The following is an 18,359-nucleotide window of genomic DNA, read 5'->3' as shown; positions in this document are numbered from 1 at the left end:
CGAACGGCCGGTCAGCGGACCGGGCGCAGGGCCGCCAGGTCGCGGGCGGCGAGTTCGGGGCGGGCGGTCAGGGCGCCGTGCACCGCGTCCAGGACCGGCAGCTCGGCGTGGCCGCGGGCCAGGTCCACGTCCTTGGCCGCCAGCGCCACGGGGAAGTGGGAGCCCTCCGCGTAGGCCCGGGCCACCGCACCGGCCAGGGGCCCGCGGGCCAGTTCCGAGCGCAGCAGCTCTTCCGGAAGGCCCAGCGCGGAGCCGAGCTCCAGGGCCTCGGTGACCAGCGCGACGCCGCCGATGACCGCGTTGATCAGGACCAGCTTGAGCGCGGCGCCGGAGCCCGCCGGACCGCACTCGGTCACCTCGCCGAAGGTGTCCAGGACCTGGCGGACCGGGCCGGGCAGCGGCCCACCGGCCAGCACCCACAGCTCGCCGGAGGCGGCCCGGTCCACGCTGCCCATGACCGGGGCGTCGGTCAGCAGCACTCCCGAAGGCAGCCGTCCCGCCAGGTCCCGTACCGCCTGCGGGCCGACGGTCGAGGTGTCGATCCAGTGCGTACCGGGGCGCAGGGCGGGCAGCAGCTCCTCCGCGACGGCGCGCAGGGCCGCCGGATCGGCGAGCATGGTGATCACGAGGTCCGCCTCGCGGACGGCCTCGGCGGGGCTCGCGGCCGGGACCGCGCCGGCCTCGGAGAGTGCGCGGGTCCTGCCCGGGGTGCGGTTCCAGACGGTCACCGGGTGTCCGGCGGCGAGCAGTCGGCGGGCCATCGGGGCGCCCATGCTGCCCAGGCCGAGGAAGGCGATGTGCGGCGCGTCGTCCGCTGTGGTGTTCATGGCCTCGACGCTAGGTCCGCCCCAGCCATGCGACAAGCGAATGAATAGCATGGCTCCCATGCCGATCCCTGACCTCTACGAGGTGTTCCGCAGCGTGGCGCGCCACGGCTCCTTCACCGCCGCCGCCCAAGTCCTGGGCTACACCCAGTCCGCGGTGTCCCGTCAGGTGCAGACCCTGGAGGAGGAATGGGGCACCCCGCTGTTCGACCGGCTGCCGCGCGGCGTACGGCTCACCGAGGCCGGCCGGGCCCTGCTGCCGCACGCCGAGGCGGTCGGCGAGCGGCTGCGCGCCGCCCGCGCCGAACTGGACGCGCTGCGCGCCCTGGACGGGGGCCGCCTGCGGATCGGCGCGTTCTCCACGGCCGACGCCGCCCTGCTGCCCCGCACCCTCGCGGCGTTCCGGGCCCGGCACCCCGCCGTGCGCGTCACCCGCACCGAGGGCGGATCCGCCCGGCAGCTGGCCCTGCTGGCCGCCGGGGAGCTGGATCTCGGCGTGGTCGGGACGGCCTGCGGGCAGCCGCTGGAGGGGTGCGAACTGCACCACCTGCTGGACGAGCGGATGTACGTGGCGGTGCCCCGCGGCCACGCGCTGGCCGGAAAGCGCTCGGCGCGGCTGGCCGACTTCGCCGGGGAGGAATGGATCGCAGCGAGCAGCCGGCCCGAGGAAACCCTCATGGCCGGCGCCCTGGCCCGGGGATTCCAGCCCCGGATGGGCTTCCTGGCCGCCGACTGGATCGCGAAACAGGGCTTCGTGGCGGCAGGCCTGGGCGTGACCCTCGTGCCCGAGTTGGCGGCCTCATCGGCCCGCGCGGACATCGCCCTGGTCCCGCTGCACGCGGAGGACTCCCCGCGTCGCGAGGTGTACGCGGCGACTCCGCGCGGCTCGGCCCCCTCACCCGCGACCACCGCCTTCCTCGCGCTCCTGCGCTCCGTGGCCGCCGAGTTGACCGCCTGACCGGAGGACACCTTCACCTGATGCAGTCCAACGCCTGTGCAACGTAACGGTGTTGGTGCCTTCGTGCGCTTCCGGGGACCGTACGTACGCCTCCTTGCGGGGATGCCGGCGGCGAGTGCCCTGGAACTCGCCCGTCCGGCCGTACGGACGTTCTAGCGTGCCGGGCATGATCTCGCTCAGGTTCAGGCGGGCCCTGCTGCTCGCCCTCGCATCCGTCATGCTCTGCGCCCCGCAGACCGTCGCGGCCCAGACCCCTCCGGACCCCGCGGCCTCCACGCCCGCGGCGACGCCCGACCGCCCCTCCTACGAGGTGTCGCTGCGCAGCGACACCGACGGCTCCCACTGGACCGGCCGCCAGACGGTCTCCTTCCGCAACTCCGCCCGAACTCCGCTGCGTTCGATCGACGTCCGGCTGTGGGGGAACGGCACCGACGGCTGTGGAACTCCCGGGGCGCCGTCCCCGGTCCGGGTGGGCAGGGTCACCGGAGGCAGCCCGCGACCGCTCACCGTCGGCTGCACCGCCCTGCAGATCGACCTGCCCGCGCCGCTCCCGTACGGGGCGCGGGCCAGCGTCTCCTTCGACGTGGACATCACCGTCCCGGACCGCGTCCACCGCTTCGGCAAGGACGGCGCGCACCGCTACCTCGGCAACGCACTGCCCCTGCTGTCCGTACGCGACGCCCAGGGCCGCCACCTCGACCCCGACGTCGGCTTCGGCGAGAGCTTCTACACCCTGACCGGCGACTTCCGCGTCGCCCTCGACCACCCCGGCGCGCTCGTCGTCCCCGCGACGGGCACCACCACGCGCCGCGCCGGCGCACCCGGCCGCACGGTCACCACCAGCATCGCGCACGGGGTACGGGACTTCGCGTGGGCCGCGGGCCCCTTCCGGTCTAAGACGCTGACCACGCCGGGCGGAGTACGGCTGAACGCCTACTGGACCGCCACCACCTCCCCGGAGGGCGTGGCCGGCGATCTGAAGGACGCCGTGGGTTCGGTCGACGCCTTCGGGAAGCGCTTCGGGCGCTACCCGTACGGTGAGCTCGACCTCGTCATGAGCGACAACCTCGACGACTTCGGCAACATGGAGTTCCCGGGCCTCGTGCTGCTCGCGACCGAACCGGAGGGCTCGGCCGTCGTCCACGAGATCGCCCACCAGTGGTTCTACGGCATCGTCGGCAACGACCAGTTCACCTCGCCCTGGCTGGACGAAGCCTTCGCCCAGTACGCGAACCTGACGTACTACGGCGACGACACCACCACGTGCTGGGAGGACGCGGGAGCCTGGCCCAGTGACACGGCCGCCCTCACCAACTCCATGGGCTACTACGCGAACGGCCACCGCTCGGAGTTCGTCCGGGTCGTCTACCACCGCGGCTCCTGCGCCCTGAGCGACCTGGAACGCACCCTGGGCGCCCCGGCGATGACGGCCATGCTGCGCGACTACGTGCGCGACCACTGGCTGGGCGTCTCCACGACCAAGGACTTCCAGCGCGCGGCCCAGGCGGCAACGTCCCAGGACCTCACCTCTTTCTGGGCGGAACACAGGATCCACTGACCAGGTCCGGCACGAACCCGCGGGCGCGAGCGGATCTTCCCGTGGCACCCTGTCGTGTCATGGCAGATGACAGCAGCAGCACGTTCCAGCCGGGTCAGACGGGCCTCGTCGTCAGTATCCCGGAGGCGGAGCCGGCCGTCCGCGGATGGCGCGAGCGGCTCGACCCTTCGGCCCGGGCCGGGGTTCCCGCACACGTCACCGTGCTCTTCCCGTTCCTGGAGGAGGGCCGAATCGATCCGCTCGTCCACGCCGCCCTCGAGGACGTGCTGCGCCGTCACCAGCCGTTCGACCTGCGGTTCGAGAGGTGCGGACGGCTCCCGGAGGTCCTGTACCTCGTTCCGGAGCCCGCTGCGCCGCTGATCCGGCTCACGGAGGCGATCGCCGCCCGCTGGCCCGAGGCCCCGCCGTACGGCGGCCGGTTCGCCGAGATCGTGCCGCACCTGACCATCGCACAAGGCCAGGAGGGCACGGTCCTGGAGGAGATCGAGGCCGACCTCGACGGCAGGCTCCCGTTCACCTCGCACGTCTCCGCGGTGGAGTTGATGGTCCACGACGGCACCACGTGGCGGACGCGGGCCTCCTTCGCACTCGGAGACCCCGCCCCTCGCCCCCGAGACCGCCCCCTGAACCCTCTCGGGGGCGGTCTCCGGGGCGGCCCCGGGTCGGTCCCCGATGTCCGGCGCGAGCGCCGTCCGTAGCGTCGTTGTCATGTGGAGAAACGGGAAGAACGGGACCGGCGGCACGCGCCGGATGTCGCCGTGGAAGCGGGCGTTGCTGATCCTGGGCTCGCTGGTCGCGACCTTCGCCCTGGTCATCGGAGTGCTGTTCACATGGCTCTACACGGGAGCCAAGGTGTCCACCGTCGGCGCGGTGGACTTCCGCAACGCCCTCGCCGTGCCACCCCTGGCGCAGTCCACGGTCGAAGCCGACGGAACGCGCGTCTTCGACCTGCGGATGCAGACCGGGGAAACCGAGTTCACCCCGGGGACCAAGACCCCCACCTGGGGGTTCAACGGGAGCCACCTGGGCCCCACCCTCCGCGCGGCGAAGGGGGAGAAGGTCCGGGTGAAGGTGGCCAACGCCCTGCCCGAGGCCTCGTCCGTCCACTGGCACGGCATGCACCTGCCCGCCGCGATGGACGGCGGCCCGCACCAGATGGTGCCGGCGGGCGGCAGTTGGGCCCCCGAGTGGACGGTGGAGCAGCCCGCCTCGACCCTCTGGTACCACCCGCACCCGCACGGCGCGACCGAGTCACACGTGCAGCGCGGCCTCGCGGGCCTGTTCCTCCTCGACGACCCGCAGTCGGCGGCCCTGCCCCTGCCCAAGACCTACGGGGTCGACGACATACCGGTCATCGTCCAGGACGTGTCCTTCGACGGCGGCAAGTTCGACCACGGCCACAAGCTGATGCGCAACGTCGGCTTCCTCGGCGACCGGACGATGGTCAACGGGACGCTGGACCCGTACGTGACCGTGCAGGACGAACTGGTCCGGCTGCGTCTGCTGAACGCCTCCACCGCCCGCGTCTACACCTTCGGCTTCGACGACGGCCGGGAGTTCCGGCAGATCGCCTCGGACGGCGGCCTCCTCGAAGCCCCGCACATCACCGACCGCCTGCGCCTGTCGCCGGGGGAGCGCGCGGAGATCGTCGTACGCATACGGCCCGGCGAGCGGACGGTCCTGCGCTCCCACCCCCTGGACGCCGGCCTGGACTTCTGGAACCAGCGCTTCGGGGGCGGCGACGACTCCTTCGACGTGATGCAGCTGCGCGGGGCCCCCACGCTTCGACCGTCGGCCGAGCTGCCGCAGGCGCTGGCGGCCTCGACCCTCCCCACCGGCGAGGACGCGGTACGCGGCCGCTTCTTCGAGCTCAAGATGTCCGGCATCAACGGCCGGAAGATGGACATGTCCCGCGTGGACGAGACGGTCACCCGCGGGACGACCGAGACCTGGACGCTCCGCAACAACGACGGGATGCCGCACAACTTCCACGTCCACGACGTCCAGTTCCGCGTCCTCGACATCAACGGCGCAGCCCCGCCCGCGCCGTTGCGCGGCCCGAAGGACACCGTGTTCATCCCGTCCGGTACGACGGTCCGCATAGCCCTGCGCTTCGAGGGCCCCGCAGACCCGGACACGCCGTACATGTACCACTGCCACCTCCTCTACCACGAGGACGAGGGCATGATGGGCCAGTTCACGGTGGTGAACCCGGGCCGGCCGACACAGGCCCCGAAGCTCCCGCCCACCTCCGGCACGCACCAGCACTAGGCATGGGGAGAACACCCGGCACCACTGCCCCTACAGTGTCGAAGGTATGACGGCACTTGCATCCTTCACCTTCGTGCGCCACACCGATGGGCTCCGCCACCACTTCGAGCGCGACGGCGAGCACCACGGCCGCCCCGCCTATCGCCGAACGGACGGGAACGTGCGGTGTGTCTGGTCGCCGACCGACGGCTGGCACTACGAGATCGCCGACGGCCTCGTGACCGCCCACCTCCTCACCAGCCACATGGATGAACTCGAACCCCCGGCCACCGTCTGGCGAAGCTTCAAGAACGAACGCTCCTACCTCTACGACCTCCGGCCCCTGGACCCCGAAGCGTGATCCGCGGGACACGGCGGGCCGCAGACCTCGGTGGTCTGGATCCTCCGGGAGGGGGAGACGGTGCTGTTCTCCACGACGGCCGGTCGCCAGAAGGCGCGGAACCTCCTGCGGGATCCACGGATCAGCCTCACGGTCTTCGACACCGAGGACCCGTACCGGTCCCTGGACATCCGCGGCACCGCCGAACTGATCGACGACCCGGAGAAGTCGCTGCCGCGCACGCTCTCGCAGAAGTACCTGGGCGAGGACCCGCCGGCCGAACCGGACGAGGTGCTCCGGGTGATCGTTCGGGTGACCCCGCAGAAGGTCACTGGCTTCTCCGTCTGAGGAGTGCCGACGCCCGGCTGCCGTCTCAGCGGCCTTCGGCCGTGGCGAAGTCCGGGAGTTCGGTGGACAGCAGTTCCTCGGCGCCGTTGTCGAGGAGCTGCTGCATCTGCTGCGAGCGGGGCAGCATGGTCGCCTCGTAGGCGCGGACGGCGTCGCCGACGGTGTCGTTGTCCACCAGGGCGAGGGCGAGCTCGCAGGCGTCCAGCATGGCGAGGTTGACGCCGACGCCGAGCGGGGGCATGAGGTGGGCGGCGTCGCCCAGCAGGGTGACCGCGGGGTGCTGGTCCCAGACGTGCGGGACGGGCAGGGCGTGGATGGGGCGGTCGACGTAGAGCCCGTCGTTGTCGGTGAGCAGCCGGCGCAGGCGGGGTGACCAGTGGCGGTAGCGCTCCAGGAGCAGGGCGCGGATGGCTTCGGTGTCCTGGACGGTGAGGCCGCTCGCGGCGATCCAGTCGGCGGGCACCCGCTGGATGACGTACGCGCGGATGTGACCGCCGCTGCTGCGCTGCGCGAACAGGCCCCGGTCGCCGTCGGCCGCGGCGGCGCTTCCCCGGCCGACCAGGTCGGCGATGTCGGCGTGCCGGTCGTCGACGTCATGGAACCAGGCTTCGAGGAAACTGACGCCGCTGTAGCGGGGGGTGGCCGGCGAGAGGGCGCGGCGGACCCTGGACCAGGCGCCGTCGGCGCCGATGACGAGGTCCGCCTCGATGGTGGTGCCGTCGGCGAAGTGCAGCCGCCGCGGGCCCTCCACGGGCCCGTCGAGGGACCGGAGCGTGTGCCCCCACCGGACGGTGCCGGGCTTCAACGAGCCCAGCAGCAGGTCGCGCAGGTGGCCGCGGTCGATCTCGGGCTTGAAACGTTCGCCCTCGTCAGGGGTGTGCTGGAAGAGGAGTGTCCCGGCCGGATCCAGCTGACGCATTTCCTGCCCCTCGGGCCGGGACAGCCGGAAGAACTCCTCCAGCAGTCCGGCTTCGCGCAGGGCGATCTGGCCGTTGTCCTCATGGAGGTCGAGGGTGCCGCCCTGGTCGCGTGCCCCCGGCCCGGTCTCGTGGTCGTAGACGGTGGGGAAGATGCCGTGCCGCTGGAGGATGCGGGCGCAGGTCAGCCCGCCGGGCCCGGCACCGATGATCGCGATGCGGGGCGAAGGGCCGATGGTATCGATGGTCATGGGTCGTGCTCCGTTCGTGTCGCGCAGAACTGCGCTGTCAGCCGGCCGTGACGGCGGGCGATGCCTTGGCGGTTCCGGAGACTTCCGTGGTCCCGGTGGGTACGGGCGGTCCCGCCTTCTTCAGCGGGACCTCGATGACGAAGACGGCGGCGACGAAGGCTCGGGCGCAGAGGATCGCGGCCGTCAGGAAGATGTGGCTGGTGCCCGTGGCGAAGGCGCCGAGGTAGGCGTCCTTCGCTCCGGCGGGCAGATCACGCAGCGCGTTCGGGTCCGTTTCCGCGCCGGCGGGCAGGTGGGGCTGCACGGCGCGGGTGAACAGCGAGCCGAAGACGGCGACGCCGAGGGATCCACCGAGGGTGCGGAAGAGGTTGACCGAGCTCATGGCCGCGCCCATGTCGCGCAGGGAGACGCTGTTCTGGGCGATGGTCCCGGCCATCTGCAGGGTGAAGCCGAGGCCGATGCCGACGAGGACCATGGAGAAGCTGGTCACCAGGGACGAGGTGTGGGCGTCCATGGTGGCGAGCAGGCCCGTGCCCGCGGTGAGGAAGAGGGTGCCGACGACGGGGAACACCTTGTACTTCCCGGTGGCGGACATGACCTTCCCGGCGACGGTGGAGACGATCACGACGGGGATCATCATCGGGAGCATCAGCAGGCCGGAGTCGGTGGCCGAGGCGCCCTGGACCGTCTGCTGGAACAGCGGCAGGTAGAGGCCCGCGCCGAACATGACCACACCGGCGGCCAGGAGCAGGATCATCGCGAGCGGGTAGTTGCGGTGGCCGGTGAACACGCTCAGCGGCAGCAGCGGCTCACCGGCCCGCTTCTCGACCTGGACGAACAGGGCCAGGCCCACGATCGCGGCGGCGCCGAGCGAGAGGATCTGCCAGGAGCCCCATGCGTAGGTGCTGCCGGCCCAGGTCGCGGCCAGGACGATCGCGCTGATGGAGAGGGTCAGCAGGGCGATGCCCGCCCAGTCGATCCTCGCCTGGATGCGCCGGGCGGGGACCTGCAGCTTCAGCCAGAGCCACACCAGGGCGACGAGCCCGAGGGGCAGGTTGATGTAGAAGGCCCAGCGCCAGTCGAAGTGGCCGGTGACGAAGCCGCCCAGGAGCGGTCCGCCGATGGTGCCGATCGCCATCACGGAGGCGGTCATGCCCTGGTACCTGCCCCGCTCGCGCGGTGGTACGAGGGCGCCGATCAGCGCGAAGGCGCCCGCGCCGATGCCCCCGGCGCCGATGCCCTGCACGACGCGGTAGGCGATCAGCTCGCTCATCGAGCCGGAGGTCCCGCAGAGGGCGGATCCGGCGATGAAGAGGGTGATCGAGGCCAGGTACACGGGCTTGCGGCCGAAGAGGTCGCCGAACTTGCACCCAGCGCACGTCCTTCGGCACGGCCGTGGGGCCGGCGGAGGGGAGGGATGCGGTCGCGGACATGACTGATCACCCCTTTCGGGCGTGGCGAACGAGGAGGTACGAGAGAGGCGAAGCCGGGGAGCAGCGCGGGGGCGGCAGCCGGCCTCACTTCTCCAGAAGGCCACAACCGTTCATTAAGTGCAACCGCTCAACTTATGCACTCGTGCACCTCAAGGGGTGGTGGTGCCGATCTAAGGGCGGGCGTCCCAGCGGTGGAGCAGCGATCCGTCCCGGCCGAATACGTCCATCAGGTAGCCCCGGGTCGTGGAGAGCTGCTCGAATCGCGTGAGGTAGGTGACGACGGAATCCCGCTGCTTCTCGAAGAGCGCGTTCTCCGTGGAGGTGTGCGTGGTCCGGAGGATCAGGAGCGGAGCCCCCTCGGGGCCCTCTTCCTGCTGGATGGCGTACACGCTCTCGTCCCCACCCGCGTGCTGGTACCGCTCGGCCAGTGCCCGTGCGGTCGACGGCGCGGCCGTACTCGTCACGGTCGGTCCGGCCGACGGAACGGCGCCTTGCCGTTCCGTGCAGGCCGTCAGGAGCAGTGCGCAGCCGCCGACCAGGGAGACCGTTCGCACTCGCATCCGCGTCCGCATCCGTATCTGCATACCGCTCCTCAAGTCGCCGATGATGAAGCCATATTGGCTCGAGAAGTGCACCCGGGTGTGACGGAAGGCCAAGCGGACGGCTGCCGTCCCGTGGGCCGTCTACTGTGCGGACCAAGGCCGAGCCGCCCCTCGTGGCGACCTGAGGAGGAATCCTGTGGCATCGCAGTACGACCCCGAGCACGCTCCCGCGGGTGATGTGGGCGCAGCGCTGTTGATGATCGATTCCCGGCTCAAGGGTATTCACGACGGCAAGACCGGGATGGACCCCGAACAGCAGGCGCTGATCGACCAGTACGCCTCGTCGCTCGGCCCCGAAGAAGCCGACGACCTGCTGGACGGGGCGTGCACGCTCATCTACATGTTCATGATCTGGCTGCGCAGGGCCCACGAGGAGCACGGCAAGGACGTCATCGAGTACGTCGTCCCGAACATCGTCGCCACCATGCGCATGATGCCCAGGAGCGTGCGCCCCGAGGCCATCCCCACCATGGCCGGACTCGTCATCGCCGCGGGCACCGGCCTGAGTCCCAACCTGTGGCGCAAGCAGTACGGGGACTGGACCGAGGCGGAGATGAATCCGCTCGAGGCCACGGCCTTCCTGCTCGCGGAGTACATCAACCGCATGACCGGCGACCCCGACTTCGCGACCCGCCTGATCACCGACGCCCTGGCCGACGCGGAACAAGACTGACGTGCGGCCCGTGCGTCACCCGTCCCTCCCGCGAGCTGCCCTGGGGGCGATCACCGGGTTTCCGTGATGTGGTGCTGGGGGAACCGATGAGTTTCGCCGCGACCGGCTGTCTACCCCTGTGGAAGACCGAAACCCCAGCAGCCGCCCCGGAAGGGTGAGGAACATGAAGTACATGATCCAGATGAACGTGCCTGCCGCCGAGTGGGACGCCATCATGTCGTCGTACTCCGAGGACGACATGAAGGCCATGTTCGCCCACATGGGAGCCCTCAACGAGGACATCACCGCCGCCGGGGAATGGGTGGACGGGCAGGGCCTTGGCGGCCCCTCGCTCGTCAAGACGGTACGGGCCGGAAGCGACGGGCGGCCGCAGGTGACCGACGGGCCGGCCCAGGAGGGGCAGATCCTGGCCGGGTACTGGCTGGTCGACGTCAAGAGCGAGGACCGGGCCCTGGAGATCGCCGCACGGGCGTCGGCCTGCCCCGGCCCGGGAGGGAAGCCGGGCAACGACCCGGTCGAAGTGCACCCGATCCCCGCAGACCCGACCCAGGCCTGAGCCCCGGCGCTACGGCGAGGGCGAGGGCGAGGCCGTCCTCGGCGGGGACGACGCGCGGTCCGCGACGAGGCGGACCGCCGCGATCGTGAGGTCCGGGTCGTGGAGCTGGACGTAGTGGTCGCTGCCGGTCGCCAGCAGGTGCGGGGTCTGCGGCCGCAGGCCCACCAGAGCCTGCTGCGCCGTGGGCCAGGCCTTCTCCAGCTTCGCCACCAGGTCCTTGGACATCGTGGGCGGTACGGCGAAGGGCGCGGTCTTGCTCAGTACCGCGACGGGAACCGGGGGCAGCGGCCCGCCGCGGTCGAGGGCGTTGACCCCGCCCTCGATGTCGACCTGCTCGAACTCCGGATCGGCGTCGAAGGGCGTACCGGGATGCCGCAGCGCTTCCACGTAGGCCGCCCAGTCCGCCCCCATCGCGGGCTTCAGCGCCGGCCCCAGCGCGTCGACCAGGACGAGCCCGCGCGTCCGCTCCGGATGCTCCTGCGCGTAGCGCAGCGCGAGCATCCCGCCGAAGGAGTGCCCCACCAGCAGGTACGGACCGGGCACGCGCCCGGCGGTCAGCACCACGGTCGGGCTCCCCGAGCCCGCGCAGTGGAGGTACAGGCTGCGCCCGCCGCCGATGTCCACCCGCTGCTCGGTGTCATCGCCGCCGGGCGGCGGCGCAGCGGCCACCAGCAGTACGGCGGCCACCACGGCCACCACCGCACCTGGCGGACGCCCTCGCATACCCCCAGCCTCCTCCGCCCCCTTGCACCCCGCCATCCGGGCCCCGGCGCCCGGCGCCCGGCTTCCGGGCCGGACACCGGGGCGACGACCCGGGCGTGGCGGAGGGGTCAGACCATCAGCAGCAGCCGGGTGTTCGACACGAGCTTCCGGTTGACGCTGGTGCTCTGGACGAAGATCGTGAACTCGTCGTTGTGGTCCGGCTTGACCCGCGCCTCTACGGCCGGCAGTCCGAGCAGTGCCCGGGCCTCCGGCCCCGTGTACACCCGGTCCGTCTTCTTCTCCAGCACCGCGATCTGCTTCTTCGCCTGGATCTTCTCGGGCTTGCTCAGCTGGTAGAACGCACCGCCGGTGCGGTAGGTGTGCCCGGATTCGACGACCCATTCCCGGATCGCCGCGTCGCGGGCCACCGGGATCAGCTCGTACGCGGAGGGATCCGCCGGAGTGAGACCGGCCGCCTTGATCGTGTCCTTGTTGACCACCTCGGCGCCCGTGGAGAACACGGCCCGCGATCCCCGGATGCCCTTCGCCCGGCCCACCATGAACTTCTCGGTGGCGTCCTTGATGACCTGCCCGGCCTCCTCCAGGCCCTGCGTGCTCGTGGCGTCCCAGATGGCGATGTTCTCCTTGGGGAACCCGCACTGCATGGCCTCGCGCTTGCCCATCTGGTCCGGCACGAGGACGGCCAGCGTCCAGTTGTCCTCCTGCGTCTCGATCATCTCGGCCACGGCCTTCACCAGGTCGCGCTGATTCCGGGCGGGGGCGTCCGGGCAGCGGTGGCTGGCGTTCTCCTGCCCGTCGGTCAGCACGAACGTCAGGAAGCTGTGGTCGCCGTACAGCTGGGCCGTCTGCGCCAGCTCGCGCTGCGACTTCAGCGAGGCCGCGAGCAGCGCCGTCATCCCACCGGTCCGGTACAGCTGCTTCAGCGACGGCATCCGCAGCACGTCCTTGTCGTAGACGACGCACTCCACCTTGTCCGCGAAGACGTAGACCGTGACGCGGGTCTCCTGGTCCAGTTCACCCGATCGGCGTGCCAGGTATGCGATCTGCTGGTCGGCGACCTCGACGACCTTGCTGCTCAGGTGGGACATGGACGAACTGGCGTCCAACACAAGAGCGACGTGGTTGATGTAGTTCTGGTTTCCGGACATGGAAGCTCCCCCTCGTTTCCGACTGGATGCTCCTACCGTCTCACCCACCACTGACAATCGATCATGGCTCCGATCCCCGGCGAAGGGTCCCCGCTCGGGCCCGAACAGGGCCGCACGAAGGGCCATGTGACGTGTCGAAACGTTTCACCCGTGGCGTTCGAGTGAACGGTCGTTCCTGTCGGCTCCGCCGGGCGTTGAAACGGCTGACGCATCCGCCCATGGGAGCGTCACCCGATCCTTGAGTTCTTAGGGGAACCAATGCGTATTCGCTCTGCCGTCACCGCTTCCGTCCTCGCCGCCGGCATCCTGCTGGGCGGCGCCGGCGCGGCCCTGGCCAACGACGGTGTCGACATCGACTACTTCTCGGGCGGTCACAAGTCCTTCTCGTCCAACTGCTCGTCCGCGGCCGCCATCCCGGCGCCCTTCGGCCCCGCCTACACCTCCACCTGCGAGAAGGGCGGCGAGGCGGAGTGGCTCAAGGGTGCCCACCTCGGCGCCTAGCACGACCATCCGGCCCGGGCCGGAGCGCGGGGGCGGTCGGACGGTGACGTCCGCCGCCCCCGCGGTGTGTCAGCGGGTCCGGCCCTGCGCGGCGACCCGCCGGCGTACGGCCAGGACGAGCAGCGCCGTGGCGAGGACGGCCACACCGCCCAGCCGCAGGATCACGTCGTAGGCCTCCTCGGGCGAGCGCTGCGGGGTCATCGCCGAGATCCCCGCGGCCGTCCCGGCCAGCGCGATCGCACCTCCGGTGACCAGGAACGTCAGGAGCACCCCGGATGCCTCCCCGGCCCTGGCCGGCGCCACGAGCTGCTGCGTCGCCACGCTGGCGTAGGTCCAGCCCAGCCCGAGGCCCAGGCCGCACCACGCGAACACCGGTACGTACAGCCACCAGGCGCTGACCTGGGTCAGCGCGTACATCCCGGTACCCGCGCCGATCCCGGCCAGCGCCATCACCGTCGTCGGCCGCATGTGCCGGCCCAGCCGCGCCCCCAGCGGCCCGCTGAGCGCCACGAGCAGGGCCGGGGCGAGGAAGACCCGGGCACTGCTCCACCCCCAGGCGTCCGCGCGCTCCACGGTCAGGGTGAGGGCGGCCAGCGCACCGACGATCAGGGCGCAGCCGAGCACGTCGAGCTCGCGCGGCGCCGCCGCATCGCGCGAGTCGGGTACGTACGCGAGGGCGGTGAGCAGCGAGAGCAGGCTCAGCGGCGCCATCAGCCAGAAGATCCAGCGCCAGCCCGGCCCCTCGGTGAACCCGCCGCCCAGGGCCTTGGCGCGGGACTCCTCGGGAAAGGTGTTGGTGATCACCGACACGGCCACCGGGAAGACGAACGCCGCGCCCACCCCCTGGGCGATCCGGGCCACGACCAGCGGACCGAGTCCGGGAGCCAGGGCGCAGCCCACGGTTCCCGCGGTGAACAGGGTGGTTCCGGCCAGCAGCGTGCCCCGACGGCCGAAGACGTCGCCCACCCGGCCGCCGATGATGAAGAAGCAGCCGATGGCGAGCATGTAGGCGGACAAGGTCCACTGCGCCGCCGACACGGTGACGCCGAGCTCCGCCGCGATACCGGGGATGGCGAGGTTGAGCGCGAAGAAGTCGAGCTGGATGCAGAACAGGGCGACGGCGACCGCGATGAAGGCCCCTTTCCGCGCCGCCGTGGATGCTTCTGCGCGCATGAGGAGCGTTCCTCCCTGCGGTCTGCGGTCTGCGGTCTGCGGTTTGCCGTCAGTGGGGTGCCACGGCTCCGGAGTCCGGGGACTGCCGGAGTCCTGACGCGTCGACCGCCTCGAAGTCCGAACCCTTGAAGCCCTTGAGCGCGCCCAGCTGGTCGTTGTCCCAGCCGGGGTTCTCCTCGCCGGTGAGGTACCAGGCCGACCCGTTGTCGGCGACGATGGCCCCGTACTTCTTGAGCGCCTCGGCGACGGCCAGGGCCTGCGGGCCCAGGCCCGAGGTGTCCACCGAGCTCTTGAGCCGCAGCCGCAGTCCCATGGGCGGCAGCGAGTCGTCCGCGGCGGCGCCCGCCTGGTGCCGTGCCGGCCAGACGTAGCTCTGATCCGTACGGGGCACGGTCATCCGGATCGCGTGGTCGACCAGCCCGCCCGCGGCCTCGTCGTAGCGGACGAGCCCGGGCAGGATGGCGAGGCCGGCGGCATCGGCCGAGGTCCAGTCGGCGGGCCGCAGCGCGTGGCTCCGCAGGTCGAAGACCGCGCCCGAGCCGGCGTGCCAGGCGTTGTCGCCCTGCTGCGTCGCGTTCCAGAGCTCGTAGGACTTGCACAGGGCCCGGTCCCAGACGACGACGTGACGGTCCCCGGTGCTCGCCGGACCGTTCTCGATCCCGGCGTTCTGCGGGATCCGGTACCCGGACGGGTCGCTCTCCTCGGCGATGTCCAGCGTGACCTTCGACTCCGGCAGCGTCGTGTCCGAGACGGTGATGGGGATGCCGAAGGGCTGACCGTCGACGAGCCCCGCCCCGAAGTCCGGGTGCAGGGGCTCTTCGGCGCCGATCGAGGCGACGTACCGGGCCGAGTCCGCGTGCACGGGAAGCGTGTCCACGGGAGCGTGCCAGAAGCTGTCCGGCGGAGCCGTCCGGCAGGAACCGTCCTGCGGACCGGCGGCAACGAGGCACGTGGCGGCAACGGCGGCGACGACGGTGGCGACCACGGGCATCCGACGCCTTGGGCGGATTGCGGTTCCGCGTTTCGTTGCCATGGCCTCACCTCGCAGTGAACCCTTCCAGCCTAGGCACGGGCGGCGCGTGGTGCGCTCCGGGCGCCCCGCGCGTGCTCCCGGTAGCCCGTTGTGGCCCGGAAAACGTTCTGCGTTCAATGAGATGGGCCGCGACCGAGCGCCCGCTCCGCCAGACACCGCCACCCGGGAGCACGACGCATGCCAGGAACGCGGACGCACGAGGCCGACCACACCGACGGCCGTGGCGGACACGCCCCGCCGGAACGCCTGCCCCGTCCGAAGGCGCCTTGCCCGGGCGGGGCCGATTTCGACGCACGCTCGGCGGAGTTCATGGGCCGGTTCGGCCTGGGCGGGGGGCCGGAGCGCAGCGCGCGGATGACCGCGGGGCTGAACCGGATCGCGGTGAGGATCGCCCCCTACGCCGACCCGTTCGCGGCCCAGTTGCTCAGCGACTTCGCCGTGTGGGTGTTCGCCTTCGACGACCACTGCGACGAGGACTTCCCGAGCCTCACCCCGACGGAGATGCTCACGATGGTCGCGCGCCTCCAGCGGACGATCGAGGCCCCCGGGGTTCCCCTCGGCGAGGACCCCTTCGGCCTGGCACTGCGCGACATCCGGCTCCGCGTGGCGGCGATCGCGACCCCGGTACAGGTCAGGAGATGGATCGACGCGATGCGGGGTTACTTCCTCGCCGAGGCCGGCACCGGCGCTGCCCCGACGGCGCCGGGAAGTCCGCAGGACGTGAGCGACTACCTGCTCACCCGCCTGCACTCCGGAGCGGCCCTGGCCGTACCCGTGCTCCTGGACGCGGTCGGGGCCGGGCTGCCCGCACCGCTGTGGGAGGACCCGCGGATCCGCGCGCTGACCGAGATGGCGGCGGGCATCGTCGTGGTCGACACCGACATCCACTCCTTCGCGAAGGAGAGCCGACGCGGCAGCCGCAGCGGCAACTTGATCGCCCTCCTGGACGGCCCGCACGGACCCGGAGGCGGGCAGGGCCTGCACGCCGCCTCCGCGCTCCGGGACTCGATCACGCGCCGGTTCCTGGACCTGGGGGAGCAGACCGGGAAGGCCCCGGCGGACCCGCGGGTCCAGCGGTACCTGGACGTGCTCACCCAGTACGTCCGCGGCGTACGGGACTGGTGCGCGGCGACCTCCCGCTACCACCCCGGGCAGCCGGACGGCGACCACCACCAGCCCCGAGGGGCCGCAGTCGCGTACGGCCCGGTGGACGACATCCCGCTCTCACCCCACGACGCCTCCCTCGCACCCCCGCCGATCGCTTCGATCGCGTGGTGGTGGGCCGTCGACGGCGCCCCGCCGGCGTCTCCCTGAGTCCTCAACCGCCGCTGCCGCGCCAGATGTTGTCGAAGGCCGCATTCTCGATGGCCCGGCGTTGCCGTACGCCCGCCAGCTCCACCAACGCGTCGTTGACGGCGGCCAGCACCGTCGCGACGGCGTCGTCGGCCACGTCCGGAGCGTCCGCGCCCCGGTCGCCGCCGCCCTCGAGCGCCTCCGCCAGGAGGACGAGCACGGGTTCCTTCGACCGCCACCGCTCCTCGGCCTGCCGCCGGGCAGCCGAATCGGCCGGCACCAGCTCACCGGCACGGAGGGAGAACCCGCGGCGGCGCCGGCGCACGAGCTGTCCTTCCTCTTCGAGTACGGCCTGATAGCTCGCGGACAGCCCGAGCCCCCTGCGCCACAGCCAGTCGGTGACGGACTCGTAGGGCTCCTCGCGGACGAGAGACGCCGCCGCCGCGTCCAACAGGGGGTCACCCGGCGCCGCCCGCTCGGCGGGCACGATGTGATCGCCGTCCAGCCCGATGGCCCGGGCGGCGAGGAGGTCGACCACCTCGGCCCCCGCGAGCGCGAGCGACAGGTCACCCTGTTCGACGGCCCGACCGGACTCCGGGTCCATGGCAATGATCAACAAGTCCCGCGGTGTGGTCATCAGGGGGTCCTCTCAACCGTGCAGGCAGGGCGCCGACCCATTGTCGATCACCTCGACCATCCGTGGGTGCCCCCGGCCCCGTCCGTTCGCAAGACGTCACATTCTCCTGCCCTACGGGAGCAGCTCCAGGGTGATGTGCGGGGCCAGGGCGCGCAGGAAGTCGGGCGCGTCGAAGATCTCGCCGGCGGAGGCGACGCCGACCGTGCGGGTGCGGCCGGTCAGGACCCGGTCCAGGGCCTCCACGACGAGGGGGGCCGTGACGGCGTAGATGTCCTGCCCGCGGGCCACGGCGCGGCGTTCGGCGCCGCCCGAGCGGACGACCGCGTCGACGAGGAAGGTCTGGTCGGACCGTCCGCTGCCGTCGGTCGCCGTCGGCGCCGGCGTGCCGGGGGCCGCGATGTCGCGGACCGCCTCGACCGTCATGTAGGTGGTCACGTCCGGGATCGACAGGTGGCTGGGCACGGTCACCACGTCGGCCATCGTGAACTCCCCGATCACCTGCCGGGCACCCATCGGCTCGGGGAACCGCCATTCGAGGGTCGGCGCGGCGTCGGTGCGGTACTCCCACTGCCCGCCCGCGTACCGCATCCGCCGCTCACCGCGCCGCTCCCGCGAGACCGCGCCCGACAGCCTGGTTCCGGCGGTGGGGTGCCAGCTGCTCAGGGCGTACGCGATGTGCGCCTCCTCGGCCTCCGTCCAGTCGCCCATCGCCGCGGTGGCCAGCAGGTCGCCCAGGCCGCCGAAGAAGGCCATCGCGGGCACGATCACCGCACCGGCCTCCCGCGCCCGGTCGGCGAAGTGCGCGAAGGTGTCGATGTTGGCCTCGAGCTCGGCGGCCACGTCCAGGTAGGGGATCCCGGCCCGCAGGGCCGCCTCGATCACGGGGCCGGTCGTCGAGGCGAAGGGTCCCGCGGCGTTGATCACGGCCGCCGTGCCGGCCAGCGCCCGGTCCAGCGCGTCAGGGTCGCCCACCGTCGCAGGCCGGGCCTCCAGGCCGGTCTCGTACGCCAGCGCCTTCAGCTTCTCGCCGTCGCGGCCCGAGAGCACCGGCACGAACCCGCGCTCCACCAGCTCCGCCACCACGAACCGCCCGGTGTGCCCGTACGCCCCGAACACCGCCACCGTCTGGCCTGATCCCATG

19 protein-coding genes and 1 pseudogene are annotated in these 18,359 nt (G+C 71.8%); 10 read left to right on the top strand and 10 right to left on the bottom strand.

From position 1 onward, the window contains the following. Window positions 1-11: 11 nt before the first annotated feature. A complete protein-coding gene (locus tag OG898_RS29515; RefSeq protein WP_266961029.1) occupies window positions 12-827 on the bottom strand; it encodes an NAD(P)-dependent oxidoreductase in 816 nt (271 codons plus the stop codon). 49 nt (window positions 828-876) lie between these two features. On the opposite strand from OG898_RS29515, the gene OG898_RS29510 reads away from it, so the two are divergent. The 6 genes and pseudogenes from OG898_RS29510 to OG898_RS29485 form a co-directional block, all read left to right on the top strand. Continuing rightward, entirely contained in the window at window positions 877-1,782 is a 906-nt protein-coding gene (locus tag OG898_RS29510) for a LysR family transcriptional regulator (RefSeq protein ID WP_266961027.1), read from the top strand. 166 nt (window positions 1,783-1,948) lie between these two features. Beyond that, on the top strand, window positions 1,949-3,340 hold the full coding sequence (locus OG898_RS29505) for a M1 family metallopeptidase (RefSeq protein WP_266961025.1): 1,392 nt from the start codon (window positions 1,949-1,951) through the stop codon (window positions 3,338-3,340). 59 nt (window positions 3,341-3,399) lie between these two features. Beyond that, a complete protein-coding gene (locus tag OG898_RS29500; protein ID WP_323184949.1) occupies window positions 3,400-4,038 on the top strand; it encodes a 2'-5' RNA ligase family protein in 639 nt (212 codons plus the stop codon). Window positions 4,039-4,048: 10 nt separating this feature from the next. Beyond that, a complete protein-coding gene (locus tag OG898_RS29495; protein ID WP_266961023.1) occupies window positions 4,049-5,611 on the top strand; it encodes a multicopper oxidase family protein in 1,563 nt (520 codons plus the stop codon). 46 nt (window positions 5,612-5,657) lie between these two features. Then, complete coding sequence (locus tag OG898_RS29490) at window positions 5,658-5,951, top strand: hypothetical protein (protein WP_266961020.1); 294 nt, start codon at window positions 5,658-5,660, stop codon at window positions 5,949-5,951. 21 nt (window positions 5,952-5,972) lie between these two features. Then, window positions 5,973-6,278: pseudogene (locus OG898_RS29485) on the top strand (PPOX class F420-dependent oxidoreductase); the annotation flags it as partial. Window positions 6,279-6,303: 25 nt separating this feature from the next. Here OG898_RS29485 and OG898_RS29480 read toward each other — a convergent pair. From OG898_RS29480 to OG898_RS29470, 3 genes are all read right to left on the bottom strand, one after another. Next, the gene (locus tag OG898_RS29480; RefSeq protein ID WP_266961018.1) at window positions 6,304-7,446 is read right to left on the bottom strand and encodes an NAD(P)/FAD-dependent oxidoreductase; all 1,143 of its coding nucleotides are present in this window, start codon (window positions 7,444-7,446) and stop codon (window positions 6,304-6,306) included. A 37-nt stretch (window positions 7,447-7,483) separates the two neighbouring features. After that, window positions 7,484-8,983 (bottom strand): MFS transporter, encoded by a 1,500-nt coding sequence (locus OG898_RS29475; RefSeq protein WP_266961016.1) that lies wholly within the window; start codon window positions 8,981-8,983, stop codon window positions 7,484-7,486. Between the two features lie 66 nt (window positions 8,984-9,049). Then, window positions 9,050-9,439, bottom strand: coding sequence for a hypothetical protein (locus OG898_RS29470; protein WP_266961014.1), 390 nt, complete (start codon window positions 9,437-9,439; stop codon window positions 9,050-9,052). 178 nt (window positions 9,440-9,617) lie between these two features. On the opposite strand from OG898_RS29470, the gene OG898_RS29465 reads away from it, so the two are divergent. Beyond that, window positions 9,618-10,154 (top strand): hypothetical protein, encoded by a 537-nt coding sequence (locus OG898_RS29465; protein WP_250743351.1) that lies wholly within the window; start codon window positions 9,618-9,620, stop codon window positions 10,152-10,154. 163 nt (window positions 10,155-10,317) lie between these two features. Continuing rightward, window positions 10,318-10,710: a YciI family protein gene (locus OG898_RS29460; RefSeq protein ID WP_250743352.1), complete on the top strand. Its 393-nt coding sequence runs from the start codon at window positions 10,318-10,320 to the stop codon at window positions 10,708-10,710. 9 nt (window positions 10,711-10,719) lie between these two features. Here the strand turns inward: OG898_RS29460 and OG898_RS29455 are convergent, their stop codons facing one another. Both OG898_RS29455 and OG898_RS29450 read right to left on the bottom strand, forming a co-directional pair. Beyond that, a complete protein-coding gene (locus OG898_RS29455; RefSeq protein WP_266961011.1) occupies window positions 10,720-11,433 on the bottom strand; it encodes an alpha/beta fold hydrolase in 714 nt (237 codons plus the stop codon). A gap of 107 nt (window positions 11,434-11,540) precedes the next feature. Beyond that, complete coding sequence (locus tag OG898_RS29450; protein WP_250743354.1) at window positions 11,541-12,581, bottom strand: VWA domain-containing protein; 1,041 nt, start codon at window positions 12,579-12,581, stop codon at window positions 11,541-11,543. Between the two features lie 258 nt (window positions 12,582-12,839). Between OG898_RS29450 and OG898_RS29445 the strand changes: the two genes are divergently transcribed. Beyond that, entirely contained in the window at window positions 12,840-13,082 is a 243-nt protein-coding gene (locus tag OG898_RS29445) for a hypothetical protein (protein ID WP_250743355.1), read from the top strand. A gap of 69 nt (window positions 13,083-13,151) precedes the next feature. Here OG898_RS29445 and OG898_RS29440 read toward each other — a convergent pair whose 3' ends face one another. Together OG898_RS29440 and OG898_RS29435 are read right to left on the bottom strand one after the other, a co-directional pair. Next, a complete protein-coding gene (locus tag OG898_RS29440; protein ID WP_266961008.1) occupies window positions 13,152-14,255 on the bottom strand; it encodes an MFS transporter in 1,104 nt (367 codons plus the stop codon). Between the two features lie 49 nt (window positions 14,256-14,304). Continuing rightward, window positions 14,305-15,246 (bottom strand): hypothetical protein, encoded by a 942-nt coding sequence (locus tag OG898_RS29435; protein ID WP_266961006.1) that lies wholly within the window; start codon window positions 15,244-15,246, stop codon window positions 14,305-14,307. 219 nt (window positions 15,247-15,465) lie between these two features. Between OG898_RS29435 and OG898_RS29430 the strand changes: the two genes are divergently transcribed. Beyond that, a complete protein-coding gene (locus OG898_RS29430) occupies window positions 15,466-16,602 on the top strand; it encodes a terpene synthase family protein (RefSeq protein WP_266961004.1) in 1,137 nt (378 codons plus the stop codon). Between the two features lie 4 nt (window positions 16,603-16,606). On the opposite strand, the gene OG898_RS29425 is transcribed toward OG898_RS29430, so the two are convergent. Together OG898_RS29425 and OG898_RS29420 are read right to left on the bottom strand one after the other, a co-directional pair. After that, window positions 16,607-17,218, bottom strand: coding sequence for a GPP34 family phosphoprotein (locus tag OG898_RS29425; RefSeq protein ID WP_266961002.1), 612 nt, complete (start codon window positions 17,216-17,218; stop codon window positions 16,607-16,609). A 111-nt stretch (window positions 17,219-17,329) separates the two neighbouring features. Next, on the bottom strand, window positions 17,330-18,358 hold the full coding sequence (locus OG898_RS29420) for a trans-acting enoyl reductase family protein (protein ID WP_250743363.1): 1,029 nt from the start codon (window positions 18,356-18,358) through the stop codon (window positions 17,330-17,332). Window position 18,359: the final 1 nt, after the last annotated feature.

This window comes from Streptomyces sp. NBC_00193 (assembly GCF_026342735.1).
Classification (GTDB): Bacteria; Actinomycetota; Actinomycetes; order Streptomycetales; family Streptomycetaceae; genus Streptomyces; species Streptomyces stoeckheimensis.
Note: the sequence above shows the minus strand (reverse complement) of the source record. Positions and strands in the feature narration are given on the sequence as shown.

Bases quoted from the DNA above. Each gene is read 5' to 3' on its own strand.
- OG898_RS29515 (WP_266961029.1), bottom strand. From the start codon at position 827: ATGAACACCACAGCGGACGACGCGCCGCACATCGCCTTCCTCGGCCTG.
- OG898_RS29510 (WP_266961027.1), top strand. From the start codon at position 877: ATGGCTCCCATGCCGATCCCTGACCTCTACGAGGTGTTCCGCAGCGTG.
- OG898_RS29505 (WP_266961025.1), top strand. From the start codon at position 1,949: ATGATCTCGCTCAGGTTCAGGCGGGCCCTGCTGCTCGCCCTCGCATCC.
- OG898_RS29500 (WP_323184949.1), top strand. From the start codon at position 3,400: ATGGCAGATGACAGCAGCAGCACGTTCCAGCCGGGTCAGACGGGCCTC.
- OG898_RS29495 (WP_266961023.1), top strand. From the start codon at position 4,049: ATGTGGAGAAACGGGAAGAACGGGACCGGCGGCACGCGCCGGATGTCG.
- OG898_RS29490 (WP_266961020.1), top strand. From the start codon at position 5,658: ATGACGGCACTTGCATCCTTCACCTTCGTGCGCCACACCGATGGGCTC.
- OG898_RS29480 (WP_266961018.1), bottom strand. From the start codon at position 7,446: ATGACCATCGATACCATCGGCCCTTCGCCCCGCATCGCGATCATCGGT.
- OG898_RS29470 (WP_266961014.1), bottom strand. From the start codon at position 9,439: ATGCGAGTGCGAACGGTCTCCCTGGTCGGCGGCTGCGCACTGCTCCTG.
- OG898_RS29460 (WP_250743352.1), top strand. From the start codon at position 10,318: ATGAAGTACATGATCCAGATGAACGTGCCTGCCGCCGAGTGGGACGCC.
- OG898_RS29455 (WP_266961011.1), bottom strand. From the start codon at position 11,433: ATGCGAGGGCGTCCGCCAGGTGCGGTGGTGGCCGTGGTGGCCGCCGTA.
- OG898_RS29450 (WP_250743354.1), bottom strand. From the start codon at position 12,581: ATGTCCGGAAACCAGAACTACATCAACCACGTCGCTCTTGTGTTGGAC.
- OG898_RS29445 (WP_250743355.1), top strand. From the start codon at position 12,840: ATGCGTATTCGCTCTGCCGTCACCGCTTCCGTCCTCGCCGCCGGCATC.
- OG898_RS29440 (WP_266961008.1), bottom strand. From the start codon at position 14,255: ATGCGCGCAGAAGCATCCACGGCGGCGCGGAAAGGGGCCTTCATCGCG.
- OG898_RS29435 (WP_266961006.1), bottom strand. From the start codon at position 15,246: ATGCCCGTGGTCGCCACCGTCGTCGCCGCCGTTGCCGCCACGTGCCTC.
- OG898_RS29430 (WP_266961004.1), top strand. From the start codon at position 15,466: ATGCCAGGAACGCGGACGCACGAGGCCGACCACACCGACGGCCGTGGC.
- OG898_RS29425 (WP_266961002.1), bottom strand. From the start codon at position 17,218: ATGACCACACCGCGGGACTTGTTGATCATTGCCATGGACCCGGAGTCC.
- OG898_RS29420 (WP_250743363.1), bottom strand. From the start codon at position 18,358: ATGGGATCAGGCCAGACGGTGGCGGTGTTCGGGGCGTACGGGCACACC.